12 protein-coding genes are annotated in these 22,041 nt (G+C 36.2%); 7 read left to right on the forward strand and 5 right to left on the reverse strand.

Going from position 1 to position 22,041, the window contains the following annotated elements:
• Nucleotides 1–3 precede the first annotated feature (3 nt).
• The 4 genes from ACK4R1_RS08185 to ACK4R1_RS08200 form a co-directional block, all read right to left on the reverse strand.
• A complete protein-coding gene (locus tag ACK4R1_RS08185) occupies nt 4–5,052 on the reverse strand; it encodes a translocation/assembly module TamB domain-containing protein (protein ID WP_409685664.1) in 5,049 nt (1,682 codons plus the stop codon).
• A 236-nt stretch (nt 5,053–5,288) separates the two neighbouring features.
• Nucleotides 5,289–6,164 carry a T9SS type A sorting domain-containing protein gene (locus ACK4R1_RS08190; protein ID WP_409685667.1) on the reverse strand — a complete coding sequence of 292 codons (876 nt, stop codon included), beginning with the start codon at nt 6,162–6,164 and terminating at the stop codon, nt 5,289–5,291.
• 195 nt (nt 6,165–6,359) lie between these two features.
• Nucleotides 6,360–7,880, reverse strand: a complete 1,521-nt coding sequence (locus ACK4R1_RS08195; RefSeq protein ID WP_409685669.1) for a tetratricopeptide repeat protein — start codon at nt 7,878–7,880, stop codon at nt 6,360–6,362.
• A 185-nt stretch (nt 7,881–8,065) separates the two neighbouring features.
• Nucleotides 8,066–9,814, reverse strand: coding sequence for an ABC transporter ATP-binding protein (locus ACK4R1_RS08200; RefSeq protein ID WP_409685673.1), 1,749 nt, complete (start codon nt 9,812–9,814; stop codon nt 8,066–8,068).
• A gap of 219 nt (nt 9,815–10,033) precedes the next feature.
• On the opposite strand from ACK4R1_RS08200, the gene ACK4R1_RS08205 reads away from it, so the two are divergent.
• Nucleotides 10,034–10,564, forward strand: a complete 531-nt coding sequence (locus ACK4R1_RS08205) for a YceI family protein (protein WP_409685676.1) — start codon at nt 10,034–10,036, stop codon at nt 10,562–10,564.
• A 104-nt stretch (nt 10,565–10,668) separates the two neighbouring features.
• Nucleotides 10,669–11,550: a pirin family protein gene (locus ACK4R1_RS08210; protein ID WP_409685679.1), complete on the forward strand. Its 882-nt coding sequence runs from the start codon at nt 10,669–10,671 to the stop codon at nt 11,548–11,550.
• Nucleotides 11,551–11,904: 354 nt separating this feature from the next.
• Here ACK4R1_RS08210 and ACK4R1_RS08215 read toward each other — a convergent pair whose 3' ends face one another.
• A complete protein-coding gene (locus tag ACK4R1_RS08215; protein ID WP_409685682.1) occupies nt 11,905–15,831 on the reverse strand; it encodes a choice-of-anchor I family protein in 3,927 nt (1,308 codons plus the stop codon).
• A gap of 243 nt (nt 15,832–16,074) precedes the next feature.
• Between ACK4R1_RS08215 and ACK4R1_RS08220 the strand changes: the two genes are divergently transcribed.
• The 5 genes from ACK4R1_RS08220 to ACK4R1_RS08240 all read left to right on the forward strand — a co-directional run bounded on the left by ACK4R1_RS08220 (nt 16,075) and on the right by ACK4R1_RS08240 (nt 22,041).
• A complete protein-coding gene (locus ACK4R1_RS08220; protein ID WP_409685685.1) occupies nt 16,075–17,619 on the forward strand; it encodes a T9SS type A sorting domain-containing protein in 1,545 nt (514 codons plus the stop codon).
• Nucleotides 17,620–17,690: 71 nt separating this feature from the next.
• On the forward strand, nt 17,691–19,055 hold the full coding sequence (hemN, locus tag ACK4R1_RS08225) for an oxygen-independent coproporphyrinogen III oxidase (protein WP_409685688.1): 1,365 nt from the start codon (nt 17,691–17,693) through the stop codon (nt 19,053–19,055).
• Between the two features lie 442 nt (nt 19,056–19,497).
• A complete protein-coding gene (locus ACK4R1_RS08230) occupies nt 19,498–20,604 on the forward strand; it encodes a hypothetical protein (protein ID WP_409685691.1) in 1,107 nt (368 codons plus the stop codon).
• Nucleotides 20,605–20,763: 159 nt separating this feature from the next.
• Nucleotides 20,764–21,234 carry a hypothetical protein gene (locus ACK4R1_RS08235; RefSeq protein ID WP_409685693.1) on the forward strand — a complete coding sequence of 157 codons (471 nt, stop codon included), beginning with the start codon at nt 20,764–20,766 and terminating at the stop codon, nt 21,232–21,234.
• Complete coding sequence (locus tag ACK4R1_RS08240; protein ID WP_409685696.1) at nt 21,235–22,041, forward strand: XAC2610-related protein; 807 nt, start codon at nt 21,235–21,237, stop codon at nt 22,039–22,041.

The raw sequence follows: 22,041 nt of genomic DNA on the forward strand, positions 1-22,041 counted from the left end.
TCTCTATTCTGATTTTATGGGTTGTGCTGTCTTTTCCTTTTCTAAGAGTTTCTCTGCTCTTGCTTTCCTTTTCAATTTCCGCTTCACTTCCTTTTCTTCTTCTGAGCGGTGAAAAAGTTCGCTGAATTTATTGTAATCCATAGTAATGATAAAAGCTACTCCGGTTTCAATTACTTGACCTTGTAACGCAACTTGGTATTCATTTTTTCGATAAGCTCTTAGCGTATATCTCCCATCTTTGGAAAGTTTATAATCTAAAGAAACATCACCGGCTATATTGGTGGCATCGCGATTGGCTTGTTCCGGTCCTTCAATGCCAAAACTACTGCCGACACTGACTTTCAATCGGTCATCTAACAATTGTTTGGAAATGTCCACATTCAAATCGGTTCGGTTGGCTTTTTCGCCAGTGGTGTAATCATCGGTGGCTTCTAAGTCTAAATCGAGTTCAACGCCTTCGATTAAATCTCCGGCCAAATTGTTTAGTTGTTGCGACAATATTTTGCTCACACTTTGACGGGCAAAGGTTTCTGTTCCGGTTCCGGCTTCGCTGGCAAAAGGGTTTTCTCCGATAAAGCGATTCAACAGTAATAGCGCAAATACCTGTTTGTTCATTTCATCCGGTTGTTGGCGCAATTGTTCCAATTTGGTTCGCGTAGTATTCACAATTTCCGAAGAAACATTGTAATTCCCTTCAGGCAATATGATGTCAAAAGTAATGGTTGGTTTGAGCAATTCGCCGGTCATTTTCAACACCGTTTCAAAAGGAATTCGCTGTTTGTAGGTATTTCTAACCGTTGGAGAAATATCGCCCAATTGGTTATCGAGCAAGTCAATCGGAGCGGTTTTAGTTTTATAAACGGCTTTGATGTTAATATCAGCCGTAGTCGGTTCACCGGTCCATAAAATATAACTGCCGCTTTGGATTTCGAATTTTCTTTTGAGGAAATTAAACGTCATTTCATAAGAACCTTCCTGAAGTTCGTAACGACCGGTTAGCGAGGTTTTCCCTGATTCATCGACGCTTCCGTTGAGTTGTGCTTCCCCTTTTACCTTCAGGAAATCGCCATTTCCTTTGTCGATTATTAAAGTCAATTCGGCTTCTTTATCGACCTCAATATTGACCGAAATGTTCATCCCTTTGAATTTGGATTGGTTTAGCGAATCTAAAGCTACATTGAATCTTTCGTCAATTGGCGGCGCATCTTGGTCTATAAATTCAACGATGCCTTCCCTATCGGCTATGGCCGGATCGGATTGAGGTAAAACTATAGTTAGTTCCGTATTTTTATTGACTTTGATATTGCCATCAACAATTGGTTTATTCAAATCTCCGTTGATGCGCAAACGCGAATCGACATACAATTTTCCGTAATACAAATCATTGTCCTTCGCAGTCGAATTGGTTACTTTGAAATTATCGGCATTGACTCTTAGATTAAAAGCAAAATCGCGATAATTAGGTGTATCTATTTTTCCTCGCAATTCTAAAGTATTTTTTTCAGAATCGCTTAAACTGAACTTTTTGAAGACCATGCCGTCTTCTGTAAAACTCATGGAATCGTTGAGTAATTCAAAACCCGAGTTGAGTGTTTTTACCGTAAAAGAACCATTATGGAATTGCAAATCGCCTATGATTTTAGGTTGTTCAAAAGTACCTTTAATATGGAATTTTCCTGAAATATGTCCGCTACTTTTAGAAAGCTGGTCAAGCGTAAACGGTTGAATACTCAGCAAATTTAAATGTTGCATATCGAGGTTTAAATCAAAACTTTGGTCACTATTTCGGTAAATTCCGTTCAATCCTACTTGGTTGCCTTGACCGGTAATTTCGGCTTCTACATCATAAGTATTGGCCACGCGATTGTTGACTTTTAGACTGATGTCGCCAATGGTTTCTTTTTTATAAGTAAAATTTCCGATGGTCAAGTCAGAGGTAAAAATGGGTTGTGTCGCCCAATTTTCAAAGGTCACCTTTCCGTTAATCAAACCGCCGAAAGCCAATGCTTCTTTTTGTACCATTCGCGAAAGCGTTGCTATATCAAAATCGGTGAAATCAATTGACAAAGGCGCATTCAGTGTATTGGATTGAGACTGTAATTTGACCAGCGTATTGCCATTGCGTAACTCAAAATTATCTGCAAAAATTCCTTGTTTACCAAAACTAATCAAATTGTTTTCAGCTAAATACCACTTTTCGTAATTCAATAATAAATCTTCGGGCAATACTCTAAGTTTGGTATTGCCATTGACTGCTTTTAATGTTCCTGAAACAATGTATTGCTCTTTGTTTTTATCATCAAGCAGTTGGAGTTTGTATCCCAAAGCATTCTCTTTTATAGTGCCTTCCAGCAAAGTATGAGGCAAACGAAATTCAGCGTTTTGCACTTCATCAATGAAAACGCTATAAGCCAAAGCGTTGTTTTTTGTGTCAATGTTGATTACTGCATTGCTTATTGCATTGGCACCATAAACAATTTTAGGCATAGTAGCTTTGAGGATAATCGTATCATTAACGCTGTTGTAGCGACCGTTAATGCTCACAGGTTGTAATTGGGTCAATTCGGGGAATAATTTGCTTACAACCGGATCATTGTTGATGTTAATACTAAAGTCAAATCGCTGAGGCGAAGTTATTTTTTTCTTTACTGAAGGTTCAAAATCATAATATTTGGCGAACGAATTGGACAAAGCGGTTCCGATTTGGCTCAATTGGTATTGGCCTTCAATATTGGCTTTTACAATTTGTGATTTGACTTGAATTGCATTCCTCTCAGCTGTTGCTGTCGCTAAGACATTGATAGAATCCAATTGGAATTGCTCTTTGTCATTGGCGAAAAACAAATGATGTAGGGCTATTTTTCCGTTTAAAAAATCAGGATCAGCGGTAGATAAATCAGCATCGACTTGGCCTTTTATCTTGAAAGGTGTTGTGTTAAAATTCAGCTTTTGTAAATCGGCTATGCCCAAATTCAAATTTAATTTTACTTTTGGATATTGGCCTTTAAAACTGCCTTCGGAGACCAAATCAAACTCCAAATTCGGATCATTGATTTTTGCCTTGGCTATGTAATTTCCGTTTACTATGTTTCCTTTAACGGCTAAATTTTGATAAGTATAGCCATTCAAAACGCCTTTGCTCATCAGACCATCGATATGGGCTGTGGCTGTTTTTGGGTTTAATCCGTTGCCGTTTACTTTGGCTTTTAAAGTGATTTTACCAATATCATTGTTTTTAATTAATTGGCCTAAATCGAAATTAGTCAGTTCGGCGATACCATCATATCTTTCGTTATTTTTTAATCGATAGTCAAAATTGGTTTTTATTTTGGCAGCTCCAAAACTGCTGTTGAGCACTAAATCGGTATTGAAATTGTCCAATTTCCCTTTGAAAGTTCCTTTGACGTTCAGCTGTTCCGGAAGTTGAATATTACTCGGAATCACTTCAGCACCTAAAACCCGACCAACATCACCGGCACGCAACTCAAGATTTTTTATATCTAAATTGTACCACGCTTTCTTTCCATCAGGCAAGCCAATAATTCTGCCGCTAGCAATAATACTCATAGTTCCTATACCGCTGATTTGCATTTTAGGAAAAGTAAGGTCTTGTAATTGACCGGAGATTTGACCGTTGATTTGGGCTATGGCATTTGGATTGTTTTTAAAGAAATCGACTTCGTTCAATTCCGGAGCAAAGATTAAGATGTCTTCAAAGGCAATGCGACTTTGCAGTAGATTAGCATGCAATCCCAGTAATCCCGGATTGTCTTTTAAGGTTTGCAACGATGGATAATTGATACCAACTTCGTTACGAATCAACGTTTTTGGAGTTTCTAAATACAGTTTTTTGAGCTGCACACCTTTTGCGCTATAAGTGAAATCTGTACTGAGTGCTTTTATGTCAACTCCGCTTTGCTCTTTTACGGCAAAGGATTTGATATTTCCGGAAAAGGTTGTGGTATTTAATTTTAGAGTATTCGCTTCTAGTTGCAGTTGTTTTATATCCAAATGTTTGTAATCGATGCCTCGTGTGGCACGCAAAGCATTTTCATCATCAAAACGGAAATCCACCTGTTTGATATTAACATTGGCAAGTGTAACATTCCAATTGGGAATACCTTGTGCCGGAAGTGTATTGATGTCGAGTTTTCGATCATATTTACCAAAAGTCAATCCGCCTTTTACGCCTTCTAATTGAAACTTATTGATAGCAATTCGCTGTCTGGGCAAATTGGTTTCGGCAAAAGAAACAAAGAGTTTTTCCAGTGAAATACCACTATTTAAATGTGTGCCTTCACTGTCGTAACTGACTTTTATTTTGGTCAAAGCGATTTCACTTAGTTTGATTTTTAAATCGGGTCTTTTCTTTATTAAAGAATCTGCTTTTACGATAGTGTTGGTCGTAATTTCTCTTATCAACTCGCCTTGTTTGAGTTTAACGTTTAGGCCATCTAGTTTGATTGTGGCAATTTCAAAACTCATTTGATCAAGGTCGAATACTTTCATTTGGGTATCAAAATGAGCTAACGATACGTTCAGATTATTTTGAGTAATAGCATCATTAAAACGGACTTTGATGTTGTCTAAATTGATTTTGTGCACAGAGAATTTAGTTTTCTTGTCGCTACTTTTAGTTTCTTTCGAAGCAAATGCTTCAATGATATAATCGAAGTTGAAAACGGAATCTTTATCGCGTTTTACATTAGCAGTAATATTTTTTAGGCTAATAGAATTTATTTCTACTTCCTCATCAAACAATTTAAACAGACTGATATCAACGGCTATTTTTCCTCCGGCGAGCAAAGTGTCACCGGATTGGCTTTGGAAATAAACATCTTCGAGTATGACTTTTTTGGGCAAACCAATTTCAATTCTGCCAATGCTGACCGGTGTGTGAATTTTCCCTTCCAAATAAGCAATGGCTTTTTCCTTGATAACATTCTGTACAGCAGGAATCTGAATTAATAACACCACAAGAAGAAACAGCCCAATAATAGATCCTATTATCCAAGCGGTTATTTTCAGTCCTTTCTTAACGTATTTATGCACTATCACCCTATACTTTTACTGAATGCAAGTAAATAAACATCCTATTAGTTACTTTATTACAAGTTAATGAGTTATTGCTACAAATTTGGCACAAAAAAATTAGAAAAGTCTTATAGATGAAAAGCATTTTCTTATATAATTTGCATATAGCCTTGATAAAGTATTTGAGTTGAAAGTTAGTCGAAAAAAAAAAATCGGGAACAAATCCCGATTTTTAAGTTGTAATGTATGCTGATTTAGTTTTTGACAAATCGTTTAACAGTGCTAGAGTTCTCGCCTTGCAATTGAATGAAATAAAATCCATCGGATAAATTACTCACATTGATAGCCGCAGTGTTTTGTCCTGAAATCAAATTACTTTCATTCAGTACTTTTCCTGAAGCGTCAACGATGTGGTATTTGGTGAATTTAGCATTAGCCTCTAAATTCAAGAATAATGTTTCTCGAGTTGGATTAGGATAGATGGCAAAATCTTCTCTGGTATTAGGATTGGTACCCAAATTACAATTAACATCTTCATCTACCACAATTGGCAAAAATTCATTATTGCTCGAGCTATCCGGACAGAAACTCGGCGCGGCAACTACATGATAAATTCCCGGACCTGTAATCAAATATTCCATTTGATTGGCACCACTAATGGGTTCGCCATTTTTATACCATTGAATACCTGAATCATACGGCATAAAAATCGAAGCCGTAAAACTGCCACCCGGACATAATAACATATTTCCATTGTTTTGATCAATGGTTACAAATTCATTGATTTCGGTAGCTACTGTAAAACCAACCCAATTATAACTGTCAATCTGAATTACATTCGATTCGTAAGTAACACCATTTAGCGTTGCCACAACCTTGAAAAGAGATTGATCATAGGTATACCAATCATAAGTAAAAGATGACTGGGTTGCTCCATCGATTGCCACATAAGGATCATCAGTAAACCAAAATTTAGAATACCATTGGTAAGTATCAAAAGGTTGATTAGTTACAGTTGCTGTTCCATTCGTCCAAGGACAAAGCATCAAGTCGCCCGTAATCTGTGGAGCTTGCGCGGAAACTGTTCCAAAACCAATTAAACAAAAGATAAGAAGTAAAGCTTTTTTCATAAGTCAAGTTTTTAAAAGATTAATTTGTTAGTTGTATACAAATTTAAAAAGGGCTTCTACAACAAGTCTCTTTTTAGGCGTGACAAATTGTGACATTCGACAATATAAATTGTGACAATATAAATTTAATCAATTATAAACACTTAATAAATAACTAATTAACAATCAAAGCCTGTGAAAAAATCATGATTAGGATTAAATACTCAATAAGTAAGCATTCAAAGAAAGGTGTTCGGGTAACTGCAATCGTTTTTCGACTCTTTCTTTGCGTTTTCGGCAAGCTACCGGGGTAATGTTGAGCATCGTAGCGATTTCTTTGGTATCCAAATTCATATAGACATAGGAAATGTAACGGATATCGGTTGTAGTTAAATCGGGATGCTTTTCGGTTAGTTTTTTGATAAAACCTTGGTTGACATCGTCGAAATGACGTACATAGTTGTCCCAACCTTCTTCGGTTTTCAGATGTTCTTTTAAGGCTCGAATGTCATTAATAATGACACTGTTTTCCGAAAGTTGCGGTATACTCGATAACGACTTTAAAATATCTTGTAACAATTGGTTTCGACCCGATTGGTATAAAGCTCTTGATAGAATTTTTTGGTTACGCAATTCTATTTCATTCTGGAGTCGCTCTTGTTCCAATAAAGCCGTTCTTTCTTTTTCCAATAACAAAGCGTTGTCTGCGATTTCTTTTTCGAGCTTGAACGATATCAATTCTTGTTCGCGTTGGATGATGAGTGCTTTTTGCTTGTTTTTGATGAGTTGGTTTCTAAAAATTAAGACCAAAATGATGATTCCCAAAACAATAACCAAGATGATAGAATAAAAAATGTTGCGTTCGCTTTTGATTTTGGCTTCGTTTTCTGAAATCTTCTCTTTGTAATTTTGAATTTGAAACTTGACCTCGCTGCTCTCATACAATTTTCCATTCTTGATTCTGTTCAGTTCATTGTTTGCAATATTGATGGAATCTTTATATTGAAAAGCCAAATCATAAGATTTAAGTCGGAAATAAATATCTGAAAGGTGCTTGAACAACTCCATTTTATTCTCCAAATCGGGTTTCTCTGCCAAGGCATTATTCGTCCATTGCAACGCGGCAGACAAGTTGTTTTCCTTCAAATACGTTTTGGCAATAATGGTCGAAAGATTGATGCGATGGTCAATATCTTGTTCCTTTTTTAGTTTCGGAAGTAACGCAATGGCTCTTAATCGAGCTCGACCGGTTTCGCCCAACAATAGGTCATTGGCACAAAGTCCGATTTGCGCCGGAATTTTCACTTCCGGTCTTTGGGTATACCGTAGTGCATCATTGAAATAATTTCTAGCTTTCTGGAGTTTGTTTTCATCGTTGGCCAAACTGCCTAAATTCATCGAATACATACCCATTTTAAGCGAATCGTTGCTTTTTTGGGCCATTAAAAAGGCTTTATGAAAATATTCATTGGATTTTTCAAACTTCTTTTCCTTGCCGTATAAAATCGCGATGTTATTCAGCACAATCATTTCATGTTGCAAATCTAAGTGCTTGACGGCAATTTGGTAACTGATTAAATACTGCTTCAAGGCTTCGCCATAATCCAACAGCATATAGTAATTGTTTCCGATATTGTTTTGGGCCAAGAACAATTGTTTGTACCATTTGTGCTGCTCCGCCATATTTCGGGCATTGGAAAGCAATTCTAATGACTTGACGTGGTTTTTCTTCAGCATCAATTCGACTCCGGTTTTGATAATGGAATCGCATTTTTTGCTATCAGTTGCATTGACTGTAGTAACCCAAAACAGACTGATAGAAAGAAAAAGAGATATTGGTTTGATAGGTCGTAATTTTTAAAATCACACCAAAAATAAGGCTAAAATTTTAATTAAATGTATTCTTTATTGTGCTAATAAAACTATTTTCGTTCCCCAATTTGTTGGCGCCACATGGCGTAATACAATCCTTTTTCTTCAATCAAATCGAGGTGCTTTCCTTGCTCAATAATTTGTCCTTGTTCCAGCACAAATATCTTATCGGCATGCATGATGGTTGACAATCGGTGCGCAATCAGAACCGTAATTTGGTCTTGTTTAGAAGAAATATTTCTGATGGTTTGGGTGATTTCTTCTTCGGTAATCGAATCCAAAGCCGAAGTCGCTTCATCAAAAAGTAACAATCTCGGGTTTCTCAACAAAGCTCTGGCAATAGACAAACGTTGTTTTTCTCCGCCGGAAACTTTAATTCCGCCTTCGCCTATGGTAGTGTCGATGCCTTTTTCTGCGCGAAACAATAGATTTTGACAAGCTGATTTTTGCAAAACATCGTTCAATTCTTCATCTGTAGCTGTTGGTTTGACAAACAATAAATTGTCTTTTATCGTTCCGGAAAACAATTGCGCATCTTGGGTTACAAAGCCTAATTGTTGACGGAGTTCATTCAAATCGATGTCTTTGGAGTTCTTTTCATTGTAAAAAATGGAACCAGATTCCGGCGTATACAAACCAACTAACATTTTAACCAAAGTCGTTTTTCCACTTCCGGACGGACCAACAAAAGCGATGGTTTCACCGGCTTTGGCTTCAAAAGAAATATCCTTCACCGCATAAGTGGAAGCCGATTGGTGTTTGAACGAAATATGTGAAAATCTCAAGTGATTAATTGAACCTATGGTTTGCGGATGCAAAGGTTTTTCTTCACTTTTTGCATTCATTAACTCGCTAAAGTTGTCCATCGAAGCTTTGGTTTCGTTGTAAGTGGCAATCACATTCCCCAATTCCTGCAAAGGATTGAACAAAAAGAAAGAGAAAAACATCAGCGTGATTAAATCGCCGGGTTTGATAATTCCGTTAAAAATGAACATGTATAGGGCAAAAACCAAAGTCGTTCTCATAAAATGAACAGACGTGCCTTGGATAAAACTTAACGAACGAATAAAACGGACTTTTTTCAATTCTAATCCTAAGATTTTAATGGTTGTGTTGTTCAATCGATTGACTTCTTGTTCGGTTAAGCCTAAGCTTTTTACCAATTCGATATTCCGAAGCGATTCGGTTGTAGCGCCTGCTAAGGCTGTAGTTTCGCCTAAGATTTCTCGAGAAACCTTCTTGATTTTTTTACCTAAAAAAGAACTCACAAAAGCAATTACGGGAACAGTCGCCAAGAAAATCGGGCCCAAAAGCCAATGGATATTGATGGCATAAACCACGACAAAGACAATTCCGATCAGTGTTTGAAAAACCATTGAAATCGATAATGTGATAAACTTTTCGCAATCGATTTTTACCTTTTGGAGTTTGCCTAAGGTTTCACCACTTCGCTGGTCTTCAAAATCCTGATACGGCAATTGTAGTGCTTTTTGAATGCCATCTGTATACATTTGAGCACCGGTGCGCTGGATGATAATATTAGTAAAATAATCTTGGAAGTTCTTGGCAATTCTGGACATCATCGCGGCGCCTAATGACAAGCCAAGCCAACCCAAAACGGCTTTCACAAAAGTTTCTTGGTTGTGATTAAAATTGGCCACACCAACGCCACATTCATTTAATAATTTACCAATGATAATCGAATCAAATAATGAAAAACATTGATTTATCGCGGCTAAAAAAAGAGCTAAAAACAAAAGCCATTTGTGCTTTTGGATATAAGTATATAATATTTTCATAATTCAGTAAAAATGGAAATGCAAAACTACTATACTATTGGCCTCAGCAATAATTTTTTGAAAAAATTAACTTTTGAATTCCATAAAAAAAACATCATTTCTTAACCTAGGTTAAGTGTGTCAGGATTGAACTCATGCTACCTTTGTGATGTTCAAAATAAGTATTAAACATACTTTGTAAACAAGACAAAAAAATTTAACTCATTAAAATAACAAACTATGGCAAAAGCAACTTGGGCAATCGACCCTACACATTCAGAAATAGGTTTTAAAGTAAAACACATGATGTTTACTAACGTATCGGGGAAATTCGATTTATTTGAAGCTTTGATTGAAAATGAAGAAGAAAATTTTGAAACCTCAACCATTAATTTTTCGGCAGAAGTAAATTCCATCAACACCGGAAATGACGACAGAGACAATCACTTAAGAAGTGCGGATTTCTTTGACGTGGAAAACTTTGGAAAACTGACTTTTAAAAGCACCAACGTTCAAAAAGTAACCGAAGGCGAATACAAAATCAGCGGTGATTTGACTATTAAAGACGTGACTAAAAATATCACTTTTGATACGGAATACAGCGGTTTGATGAAAGATCCTTGGGGCAATACCAAAATCGGTCTTTCTTTAAATGGTAAAATTAATCGAAAAGAATTTGGTCTTACTTGGAATGCTGCGCTGGAAACCGGTGGTGTATTGGTTGGAGAAGATATTAAACTAAACGCCGAAGTACAATTTGTGAAACAATAATGATTGATAATTTTTGATGAGGAAACCGCAGGTCACTTTTAGGCTTTGCGGTTTTTTTTGCCAAAATTAATTAACTTAGTAGTTACTAAAAGAAACAACAAGATATGTCAAATATTGGAATTATTATAGAAGAACGCGCTGCAGACATCGGAAACTTTTTGGTTGGACGATTGTTGCCTTTTCGAGAAAAAAGAGCGGTTGGGCCATTTGTTTTTATTGACCACATGGGACCGGCACAATTGAAAGATTACCAAAATATGGATGTTCCGCCACATCCACACATTGGATTATCAACACTCACTTATTTGTTTGAAGGCGCTATTATGCACCGTGATAGTTTGGGTACCGAAATGGTCATCGAACCCGGTGCAGTGAACTGGATGACTGCCGGAAAAGGCATTGTTCACTCGGAACGAACACCGGAATATTTGCGCCATACTGAAAAAAGGTTGCACGGATTACAGATTTGGGTAGCTTTACCTAAAGCTCTAGAAAACATGGAGCCTTCTTTTGCTCACGTAGAAGCTAAAGACATTCCCGAATGGCAACAAGATGGTGTCACAATCAAACTGATTGCCGGAGGAGCTTTTGGGAAAAAATCTCTCGTTCCGGTTTATAGTCCGTTGTATTTTATTGAAATCAAAAGTGCTAAAAAGACAAAAGTCAACATTGGTCACGAACTTTATGGTGAAAGCGCGATGTATATTTTGGAAGGCAGCATAACTAATGATGGTCATACTTATGGCACGAAGCAATTATTGGTTGCCAAAGAAACTTCGCTTTGCGAATTTGAAATGAGTGAGAATACAACACTCTATCTTTTTGGTGGTGAAGCATTTCCTGAAGAGCATTTTATTTATTGGAACTTTGTACATTCCGACAAAGCGGTTATTGAACAAGCCAAAGCAGATTGGACCGCACAACGATTTCCCAAAGTACATAATGAAACAGACTTTGTTCCGTTACCTCAACCTTTTGGTGGATGAAAATTATGTAATAATTAGCCAAAATTTTGCAACGCAATTTTTTTTAAAAAATACCAAATTTGTAATAACAAAAAACAATATTGTTGGGTCAAGAGAAGAAGTTTTCACCAAATCCCAATTTGGTCCTAACCAACAATAGGCTATGACAAAAAGACAAAAACCGTCACCAGAAATTGTGACGGTTTTTATTTTTATCTGTAATCCATTAGCCTGTTATCGATTGAGTTCTATTACTACTTTATGCATCAATGGGATAATCTTGGCAAAAAAACATCTGTAAAAAATCGCTTAAGAGTAAATAAAAAAACCTCTGATTTTCATCAGAGGTTTCCACAAATTGATAACTAACCCAATTTATTTAATAATCAATCGTTTTGCGATGCCTTCACCAGTTTTAACAATATAGATTCCTGCACTGAAACCTCTAGTGTCAATGGTTTGAGCTTCTTTTTGCGATAAAATTATTTTTCCGGAAATATCATACACTTCAATATCAGCAGTTCGGTTAAAATACACCAACCCATTATCAACAGAAGGATTAGGGAATATTGCAAATGTTGGCACATTACCACTAAAATCAGGAGTTGACAAATCATTGGTGTCCACTTCAAAAATGGTAATCGTACCACTGATTTCATTGGCTACTAAAATATAAGGCATACCTGTCGGACTGTTTTCCGGAGCTATGTAAGTTATGCCTTCCGGTCCGTGATCTCCACTGTAATCCGAAGTACTTCTGCTGTTTTTATAATCTACAAAAATAGCATTGTTTGGATTTGTAATGTTATAAACCATAACGCCTCCTACTCTTTCTAAAGAAACAAAAGCAAAGGTTTCTGAACCAATTTGGGCAACCGTTACACCTTCAGGTTCCGGACCTTTAGCACGACTTCTTCCTTTTGGAGTATTGTCTTCATGATCTGCATTGAAAAGTGTTGGCAAATTGGCTGCTGTGTACATTTCAAAATCATCACCACTGTCATAAACTAACTGTTTGGTTGTTGCATTAAATATAGAGAACGAACGTGATCCAACAGCATTGATTATTTCAAATTCAGGATCGGCATCTGTATTTCCGCTTAAGTTAGAAACCCTGAAACGACCCATATTATAAGACTGTTTCAACACACTTGCATGTGGAAAATTGGTAGCGTCTAATAAATATGAAGCTGCTCCAACCGTAGTTCTTTCCACAAATCCGGTGTATTCTTTTTCGTCACCTTCATTAGCGGTTACGATATAATTGGTACCGCCTACATTGTAATTGGCAACAGCATCAGGCATGTAAAACGCTTGAATTGGCCAGTTGGCAATAAGGACTTGATTGTTGTTATCAGAGATGTCCATTCCGTTTCCTGGCGTGCTAACATCTTTTGCTCCTAAAGCCCAAATATCGGTTATGGCATTGGTAGCCAAATTGATTTCGGCAATAGCATTATTTTCTTGTAAAGTCACCCAAGCCTTTTGAGAATCAGCACTTACTGTGATGTATTCCGGTTCGAAATCTTGCGACATCGTGCTGGTCAATTTTAATTTTCTAACGCCTGAAGCGATTAAAGCTGCTTCTTGTGAATTGTAAGCGGTGAATAACAAAGTCGTTACGTTAGCTTGTGTCAAAGCAGGAATTCCGCCTGAAATATCAATAATACTCACCGAACCTTCAGGATCGATAGAATAATTCGCGTTAGGTTGCCCTTCATTGGCAGTCATTACTTTGGTGCCATCAGGAGTGAAAGTAATCATATCTGGCAAAGCACCAACAGTTACTTGCTTTAAGAAAGTTCCATTAGTATCAAAAAACACTACTGAACCATTTAAGGTTTCATCAGCATTTGGGGAAGCCACCGCTACTACTCCGTTTTTAACCGCAACCGAAGTTACGCCACCGTAAGGATTCATGTCTATTGAGTTGATAACAGATGGTGTGGTTGGATCGGTGAAATTGATGATATCTAAAAAGCCGGCCACAGCACTTGTGGTAAACAAACGTTGAGAAGTTGGGTCATGTACTACGATTTCGCAAGTACTCGAATTACTTCCTGATGGATCAAAACTTCCTATGTAATTCAATTCGATTTGGTTGCTCGGCACTTTGGCTACTCTATCATTATCAATGATGTAAATTGTGGCAAATGTGTTTCCTGAAATTGTTAAACCAACCGCATTTTCTAAACTCAACACAAAGTATTCCGCTTGTTGCTCTTCTAAAACATCATCAATAATCGGAATCGTGATGGTTTGTGTCAAAGCACTTGAACCGGTAAAGTTTAAGGTTTGTGTGGCCAAAGTAAAATCATTAGAATCAGCTGTGCTGAAAGGCGTTCCTTTTACCACTAAATCTACTGAACTCGTTGCCGGACTTGACAAATTAATTACAAAAGACAAAGTGCCTGCTGCTTCATTTACCGTAATAAAATTGGAAGCCAAACTTACTGAAGTGTTATAAGAAAATGCATAAGAGAATGGACAAGACATCAAAGCATTGTTAGTATCTTGAACATTGCTAATTACTAAAGTATAGTTAGTTGCCGATGCAAAACCTACTGAATAATTCAAAGTGGCAACATTATTTAAAACGGTTACAGAAGTCAAATTAGGTACTCCGGTATAATTAGAAACATTAGAAGCCGAAGTCACGTCTAAATTATTATTGAAAGTAACTTGAATAGTATTGTTATTTACTACTGATACACTCTGCACTTGCAACGAACTTGGGAAATTCCAAGTTGGCCAAGTTTGAGCGGCAGTTCCACCGGCAACACCTGTCCAGTTGGCAGGATTTAAAATCGATGTTCTTAAAGCAGCCGGAGTTCCGGTTTGGGTTCCGCTGTAAAAAGCATTGACTGTATTTCCGGCCACATTCCCGGGAGAAGTTGACGTGTTTAAAGATGAAATTCCATCGGCTAAACCAGTTGGTAAAATAGACAAACTTCCACCACATGAAATGTTTTCAGTAACCCATCCGTTAGAGGTTAAAGCAGTGATATAATTCGGATTTGTATTAGAACCTGTATAAGCAATTACTTGATCGCCACCTGAACTCAGTCCAAAGCCTGAACCGGTTACTGTTCCGTTATTTGAAAGTAATGCAGAAGTTTGAATAGTCACCACTGAACCGGCCGGAATGCATTGTGTTGCTGTCCAAACAATTCCATTAGCACATTGCGCCGGTGAATTTGTAGTGTATTTTGAATCCGTAAAGTTGATAAAAGTACCTGCAACAATATCCACGAAAGTGATAAAAGCCACTTCATCTTCGGTAGCGGTTGCGTTCATTCGGTAAGCAACAAAAGCAATGTCACCAGCGGCAAATTGCGTTTGCAAAGCAATAGTTGTAAAAGATGCTGATGGAGAAGTTACTATGGCATTATTGCTCAAATCTTCTACTACATTAGGTAACAAAGCAACATAATACACTTGGTTGTTCGCTAAATCTGAAGTTGGATTTATCGTAATGGTATTTCCTGAGAATGTAGCATCAAAAGGAACCAAAGCTCCGCTAGCATTGTTCAAACGCAATTCAACTAAAGCATCAACATTAGTATCATTGATAGCGGAATCATCCAGTAAACGAACATCTTCATTAAAAGTTATAGTTGGATTAACATTGATTGCCACATTAGTTGTGGTATTCGTTGGAAGAAAAGCGGCCATTGGCGCTGTTGTATCTCCGCCACCAAGAGACGAACCTTCTACGGTAAAATTATCAAAACGATTGTTACCACCAGTTCCGCCTGTTCCTTGGGAGAACTCGACTTTCAACTTAAAATTTGGGTTGTTGTTTGCTCCGGAAACAGTCGAAAAATCTAAAGTAGCCAACGCCGGATCACCATTGTTAGGAATCACGGTTGTAAACGCTACATAGTTGGTTCCGTCTAAAGAGTATGACCAAGTTTGAGTACCGGCACCCTGAGCAGAACGGCGAGTAGCAAATTTTACGATAATATTTTCGTAACCGCTTGTTGGTAAAGCAAATTCTAAAGCACCACCAATGGGATCATTAAAACGCAAATGTGTTCCTGAAACATCGCTGTTGCGAGCATTCAAATTTAAAACATTAAAGTTTTGACCGGTTCCTCCGGCAAAATCGATGACGCTAATGCCTCCGGGAATTGCAGTTAGTGTTGCACCACCAAGTGTAGAAGTTGGTGTTGTGATTGCAGCCACTGAAGTGTTGTCATTAAAGTTCCAATAGTGAACCAGAGTTTGTCCCCAAGAAGTAGAGGAAAAAGCCATCATTAAGATAAGTAACAGGCTTTTTGCTGTGTAATTTTTCGACATAGTGTTGTTGTTTTAATTTGTCACAAAATACCGCTATTGGCTTTACACCATGATTAACTTAAAGTCATTGATTTATTAACTATGAAGTATTTAATGTGGCTAAATTGTTAGCGATTGGCAAGTCTGTTTAAATTAAATTTACATACACGAAGAACGATGTGTTTACCTCAAGTCAACCTACAAAATAGCCAACCCTTTTTAGTTTTCAGTATCTTTGAATCATCAATCAAAAAGAATAAAATCATGAAAAAGAATTATTTCCTCACTATGCTATTGCTGTTCCAACTTGGAGTGCAAGCGCAAACTTTTGAATGGCTGCGAACGCCAAGTATTACATTCACTTCAAATCCGGCAATGATCAGTTACCCGACGGCTTCGGACCAACAAGGTAATACTTATATCTGCGGATTTAAAGACAGTACTACACCATACACAGACATTTTTGGAAATCTTGCATTACTTAAATATGATGCTAACGGCACTTTGGTTTTCAATAAAAACATTAACGGCAATGTACACGCCTATAAATTAGCTACCGATACTGCCGGTAATCTTTATATGGCTGTGGGTTATCTGACTAACATTAGCATTGGTGATTTTAGTTTGACTACCTTTTTATCTGGTGTAAATCCGCTGTTATTAAAATTCAATGCCAATGGTGACTTGCTTTGGCACAAAGTGATTCCGGGCGATTTTACCCAACATTTTACAGCGATTGCCATTGATAGTCAACAAAATGTTTTCATTGGTTATGATGACTATCAAAATTCGTTTATCGAAAAATTAGATCCTAATGGCAATTCACTCCAATTAATCACACAAACCCAAGTCAAACTCATCAGTGCCGTGAGTGTTGATACTGAAGGTAATATTTATGCTGCCGGTTCCTGTGCCGAAATAAATGCTGATTTTAATGGAACTGCAATGCCCGCGCCTTTTTTATACAATGTTTATGTGGTCAAATACAATCCGGCCGGACAAATGCAATGGATGCATTATGTAGAAGACATTACTTGTCCGGAACCTATGGTCATTGCCCGCACACCTAACGAAGTGTATTTCAGTTCTCATTTATTTGACAGTTTTGCCATTGGTGACATCACTTGCGAAGGTCCGATGGGCAACTACGATTTCTTTTTGTCTAAATTCAATTCGAGCGGAACTGTACAATGGGTTAGAGAAGTTCCGGGTAGCGGCGGCGCTGAAATGGGCCAACGCAATTTCTTAACTCTCGACAATCAAGGGAATATTTATGTTACAGGCAAAACTCAAGGCACTATTCAATGGAATGCCAATGTAAGTTCACAAACCCAAGTTGGTTTCAACAGCGATGTTTTACTCTTAAAATATTCCCCACAAGGAAACGTGCTTTGGGCCAAAACCGCCGGTGGCAATTCTGAAGACCGAACCGATGGTATTAGCATTTTACCCGATGGAAGTGTTGTGGTTTCCGGAATGGCAAATGATGTAATCACTTTTGATAATTTACAAGTCGGAACCGATGATTTTCAGTATTATCCATTTTTGGCCAAATTGAATCAGACAGCTTTAGACGTTCCAACAAACGAATTGCTATCTATCAAAGTTTATCCTAATCCGACCAAAGATTATCTGACACTTTCTTCTATTGGTTATCGTGGCAAAGCTGAATTGTACTCTATTTTGGGACAACGCTTAAAAAGTTTTGAAATCGAAACTGCCGAAACAACCGTAGACTTAACAGATATTTCCACCGGAACTTATTTTCTTAAACTTAACCAGCAGGTAATTAAGTTAATTAAGGAATAATTGGTCGACATGACAATTGTCATTTTTGTTTTCGGAAACACTATTTACTTTTGTCCTTGTAAAATAGTGGTATGTCATTTTCAATAGTCCAAAAATATAACGTTCCCGGTCCAAGATACACCAGTTATCCGACAGTTCCTTATTGGGATGAAGATTCCTTTTCAACTGAAAAATGGAAAGAAACTTTCCTCAAAAGCTTTAAGGAAAGTAATGTAGCTGAAGGTATAAGTTTATACATTCATTTGCCTTTTTGCGAAAGCTTGTGTACGTTTTGTGGATGTCACAAACGAATTACCAAACGCCACGAGGTAGAACATCCTTATATAGAGGCTGTACTGAAAGAATGGGATTTGTACTGTAATTTATTTACAACAAAACCAATCATCAAAGAGATTCATTTGGGCGGCGGAACACCAACGTTTTTTTCGGCTGAAAACTTGGAACGATTAATTAGCGGAATTCTGAGCAAAGCTAAAAAAGCAGCTGAATATGAATTTAGTTTTGAAGGACATCCGAACAATACGACTCGTCAACATTTACAAAAACTCTACGATTTAGGCTTTCGCCGAGTAAGTTTTGGTGTGCAAGACTATAATGAAAAAGTACAAAACGCTATCCACAGAATGCAACCTTTTCACAATGTAGCCAAAGTCACTTTTTGGGCCAAAGAAATAGGTTACACCTCCATTTCGCATGATTTGGTTTTTGGACTGCCGTTTCAAACCTTGGAAAATGTGATTGACACTATTGAAAAAACCAATTCGCTTTCGCCAAACCGATTGGCTTTTTACAGTTACGCTCACGTGCCTTGGATTAAAGGCAATGGCCAACGAGGTTTTAAAGACGAAGATGTGCCGAAAGATGATGAAAAACGCCAACTTTATGAAATAGGCAAAATGCTTTTATCTAAAAAAGGCTATCATGAAATTGGGATGGATCACTTTGCTTTGGAAGACGATGCGATGTATAAAGCGTTCAGAGCCGGAAAACTTCACCGCAATTTTATGGGCTATACAGCTTCAAAAACCCAATTGATGATTGGCTTAGGTGTTTCATCTATTAGCGATAGTTGGTATGCTTTTGCCCAAAACGAAAAAGAACTCGAAACCTATTACGCCCGATTGGCCAACAATGAATTGCCGGTTTATCGAGGCCATGTTTTAACTGAGGAAGACTTAATCATTCGCAAACACATCCTGAATTTAATGTGCCAATTTAATACCTCTTGGGAAGATGATACGCTGTATTTTGATGAACTTCCCGAAGTTTTAGCACAACTCCACGAAATGGAAATCGACGGATTGCTGATAATAGAACCCAACCGTTTGGTTGTAACCGAAAAAGGCAAACCCTTTGTGCGCAATATCTGCATGGCTTTTGACTTGCGATTGAAACGCAGAACACCACAAACACAGTTGTTTTCGATGACGGTTTAGCTGTATTGGTTTGTTTATTAATAAGTCTTTCCCGGTTTTACAATGTTCGCGACCTTATTATTTCTTTCCATCTCCTTTTTACCAAGTTCCGTTAACTTATTATCTATTTCCGCTACCTTATTAACTATTTCCGCTACCTTCTTACTCTTTTCCGCCGCATTCTTAACTCTTTCCGTTGCCTTCTTACCTCTTTCCGCCACCTTCTTGCTTCTTTCCGCGCTCGGAAAGCCTCGTCAATAGGGCGGAAAGGATAAAAACGATAAAAACACTAAAAAGCAAGAGGAAGACGCTTTTTTGCTACCAATGGGTTGAAGTTTGAAAGGGAATATTTATATTTGAATGAAAGAATTACAACTTTACTACTTATACTGTGAGAAAATGGGTTGAAGTATGGTTTTGTAATATATATGAACTAGTTAGGAGCAATTTTAAACAAGACTGTATGAAAAATTATGTGAGTAAACTCAATGACCGGAATCTTCAACGGAAGAGAGAATCTGGGATGACTTCTTATGTTTTATACTCAATTGTTATTATAGTTTTATATAAGATTTTTGAATTTTATCCGCTCATTCCTTTTAGAAAATCATTTTGGGAGATATTACCTTTACTAGTTTGTACATTTAATTTTATTTTAGGATTTGTGATAATAAGAATGGTTTACATGCAAACATCAAATCATGTTTCTAACCTACGCATTTTTTTAAATTCAAATAGCATCCATTTATTAGATGAAGTTTTGCTTTATAGTTTATTATTAATTCCATCAGTCTCTACAATAGTAGTCTCAATTAGGAATTATCATAATAACATCGAAAACGGTTATTTTATCACGATGTCAATAATTCTATTAATATTTTTAATTTTAATTTTCGGTCTTTTAAACTCCGAAAAAAACTCTAAAAATTCTTATTTAGAAATATTTGATGGTACAGGTGAGAGAACTAATGACCGTGACAAATGGTCAATCATCGTTTATTTAATTAGCTTATTTTTTATCATTTTTTCTGCTTATACCTTATTTAATTTCCAAACCAATATTGCTAAAATAAATGTATTTCTTTTTGGTGTATTTTTCTACGCCTTACCTTGTATATTATTAGAAATTTTAGAGTTAAGAGAGTCTGACAATTTTACACAATCCTTAGAAAATTTAGAATACGAAATCAATGTTAGGGGTTTGAGCGATGAAGAAATAAAAATTCGCTTGCAACAAAATTATTATGGCTTTTACATTTCTGATTGGATTAATTACAATTCACAACTCTTTGAAGACATAAAATTGGATTTTGAAAAAAAGCAAGCTAATATTCAATTAGAAGAAGTAAAATTATCAAAAATAGACAAAGAACTATTTCCTGACGAATATAGAATTAAATCAAAAGACATCAGTACTTCAAAGGTTCAATCAATAAGAGAGTTGAATTCATTCTGTTTTAAAAAACTACAAGAAATGTCAACCATTTTAAATAATGACCAACTAAACGGTGCCGAGAAAACTGAAATATATAATTTTTACAAAAATATTAAATCTCACATTAGTGTATAAAAACTGCTCCTAACAGCGGTTTCGCGCAATTGCTGGTTTTTCTTGAATTGAACTTCTTTCTTTACGAAAATATTTTATCTTAGCTGAAAGTACGTAGCTCGCTGGATTCGCTACAGTCGGGTAGCCGAGGCATATTATAGCCAATGCAAAAAAACCGCAATGAAAAAACAAGCATTATTAATATTCACAATTTTATATTTTAGCATAAATGGATATTCCCAAGTCTGTGGCGAAGGACTTTTGACGCTGAACATTTACACAAAAAATGGGGAAAAGGCCAAAAAGGCTTCTTACGAAATATTTGCTGTTTCTAAAGAACTAATTGAAAAATTTAATGATAGTGACAACTGGAATATTGGTAGAATAATTAATAATTTTTCTGAACAAGAAATATCTCAAAATGAAGATTTAGATAATCGATTAAATAAGTTTTTGAAAAATAGTAAAATTTCTAAATCTGGAAAATTTGTTGATTGTCTAAAGTTTAGAACATTTGAATTGGTATATTTTCCTGTAATTGTTAAAATTAGTATTGAAGCTAAAACAGTATATATTCTAGCTAATTATTTTGGAGGTTGTAACAGAGAAGCTAACTTGATTTACAATGGTCATTATTTTAAATTAATTTAAATGCGAAATATATCATATTTTCTTGCCATCATTCTTTTTGTGAGTTGTAACAATTCACAAAAGAATAAAATTTCTGAAGAGAAAATCACAATTGATACAATTTCAAAAAGTATAGCTAAAAAGGAAAGTATAAAAACTATTCAAATAAAAAAAGACAGCATCCTTTTAGTTAAGGCATTGCCTTTTGAAGTTAATGGCACAAAATGTTATTGGGAGTATACAATAAAAGAAAGTGACCAAAACATGTTTATTCTAAACCAAAAATTAAAATCTTTCACTTCTAATAGTATTTTATTTGAAACAACAAATGAGGTTAACAATTCTAATGATGTTCTAAAAAATAATGACATAGTTTATATTAAAACTCATCAATCATACAATTTGGAATGTGAAGATATTGACTATGATGGTTATTGTGATTTCAAAATTCTACTAGAAAGAGCAGCAGCTGGTGGCAATATGACGTATGAAGTTTTTCTTTTCAATCCAAAAAACAAAAAATTTGAATATTCAAAAGTATTTAGTGGCACAAATATAGAATATGACAAAGAAAAAAACCGAATCTCATATATGTGGAAAATGGGTGCTAGAAATTATAGTTTTGGCTATGCAAATCTGAAAAAAAACAAAAGAGATATTGCCTTTTTTGAAAACATAGACCAAGATCAAGACACAATAGTTTATACAAAAAGCATTGGCAAAAAAATTATCGAAAGAAAAAAAGTGGTATTAAAAAAAGAAGAATGGCAAGGAGATGAAGTAAATCAAGAGGACAGTCAATACTTATTGGAGAGAAATAAAAAATAA

The sequence above is a fragment of the Flavobacterium sp. genome (assembly GCF_046293665.1).
Taxonomy (GTDB): domain Bacteria; phylum Bacteroidota; class Bacteroidia; order Flavobacteriales; family Flavobacteriaceae; genus Flavobacterium.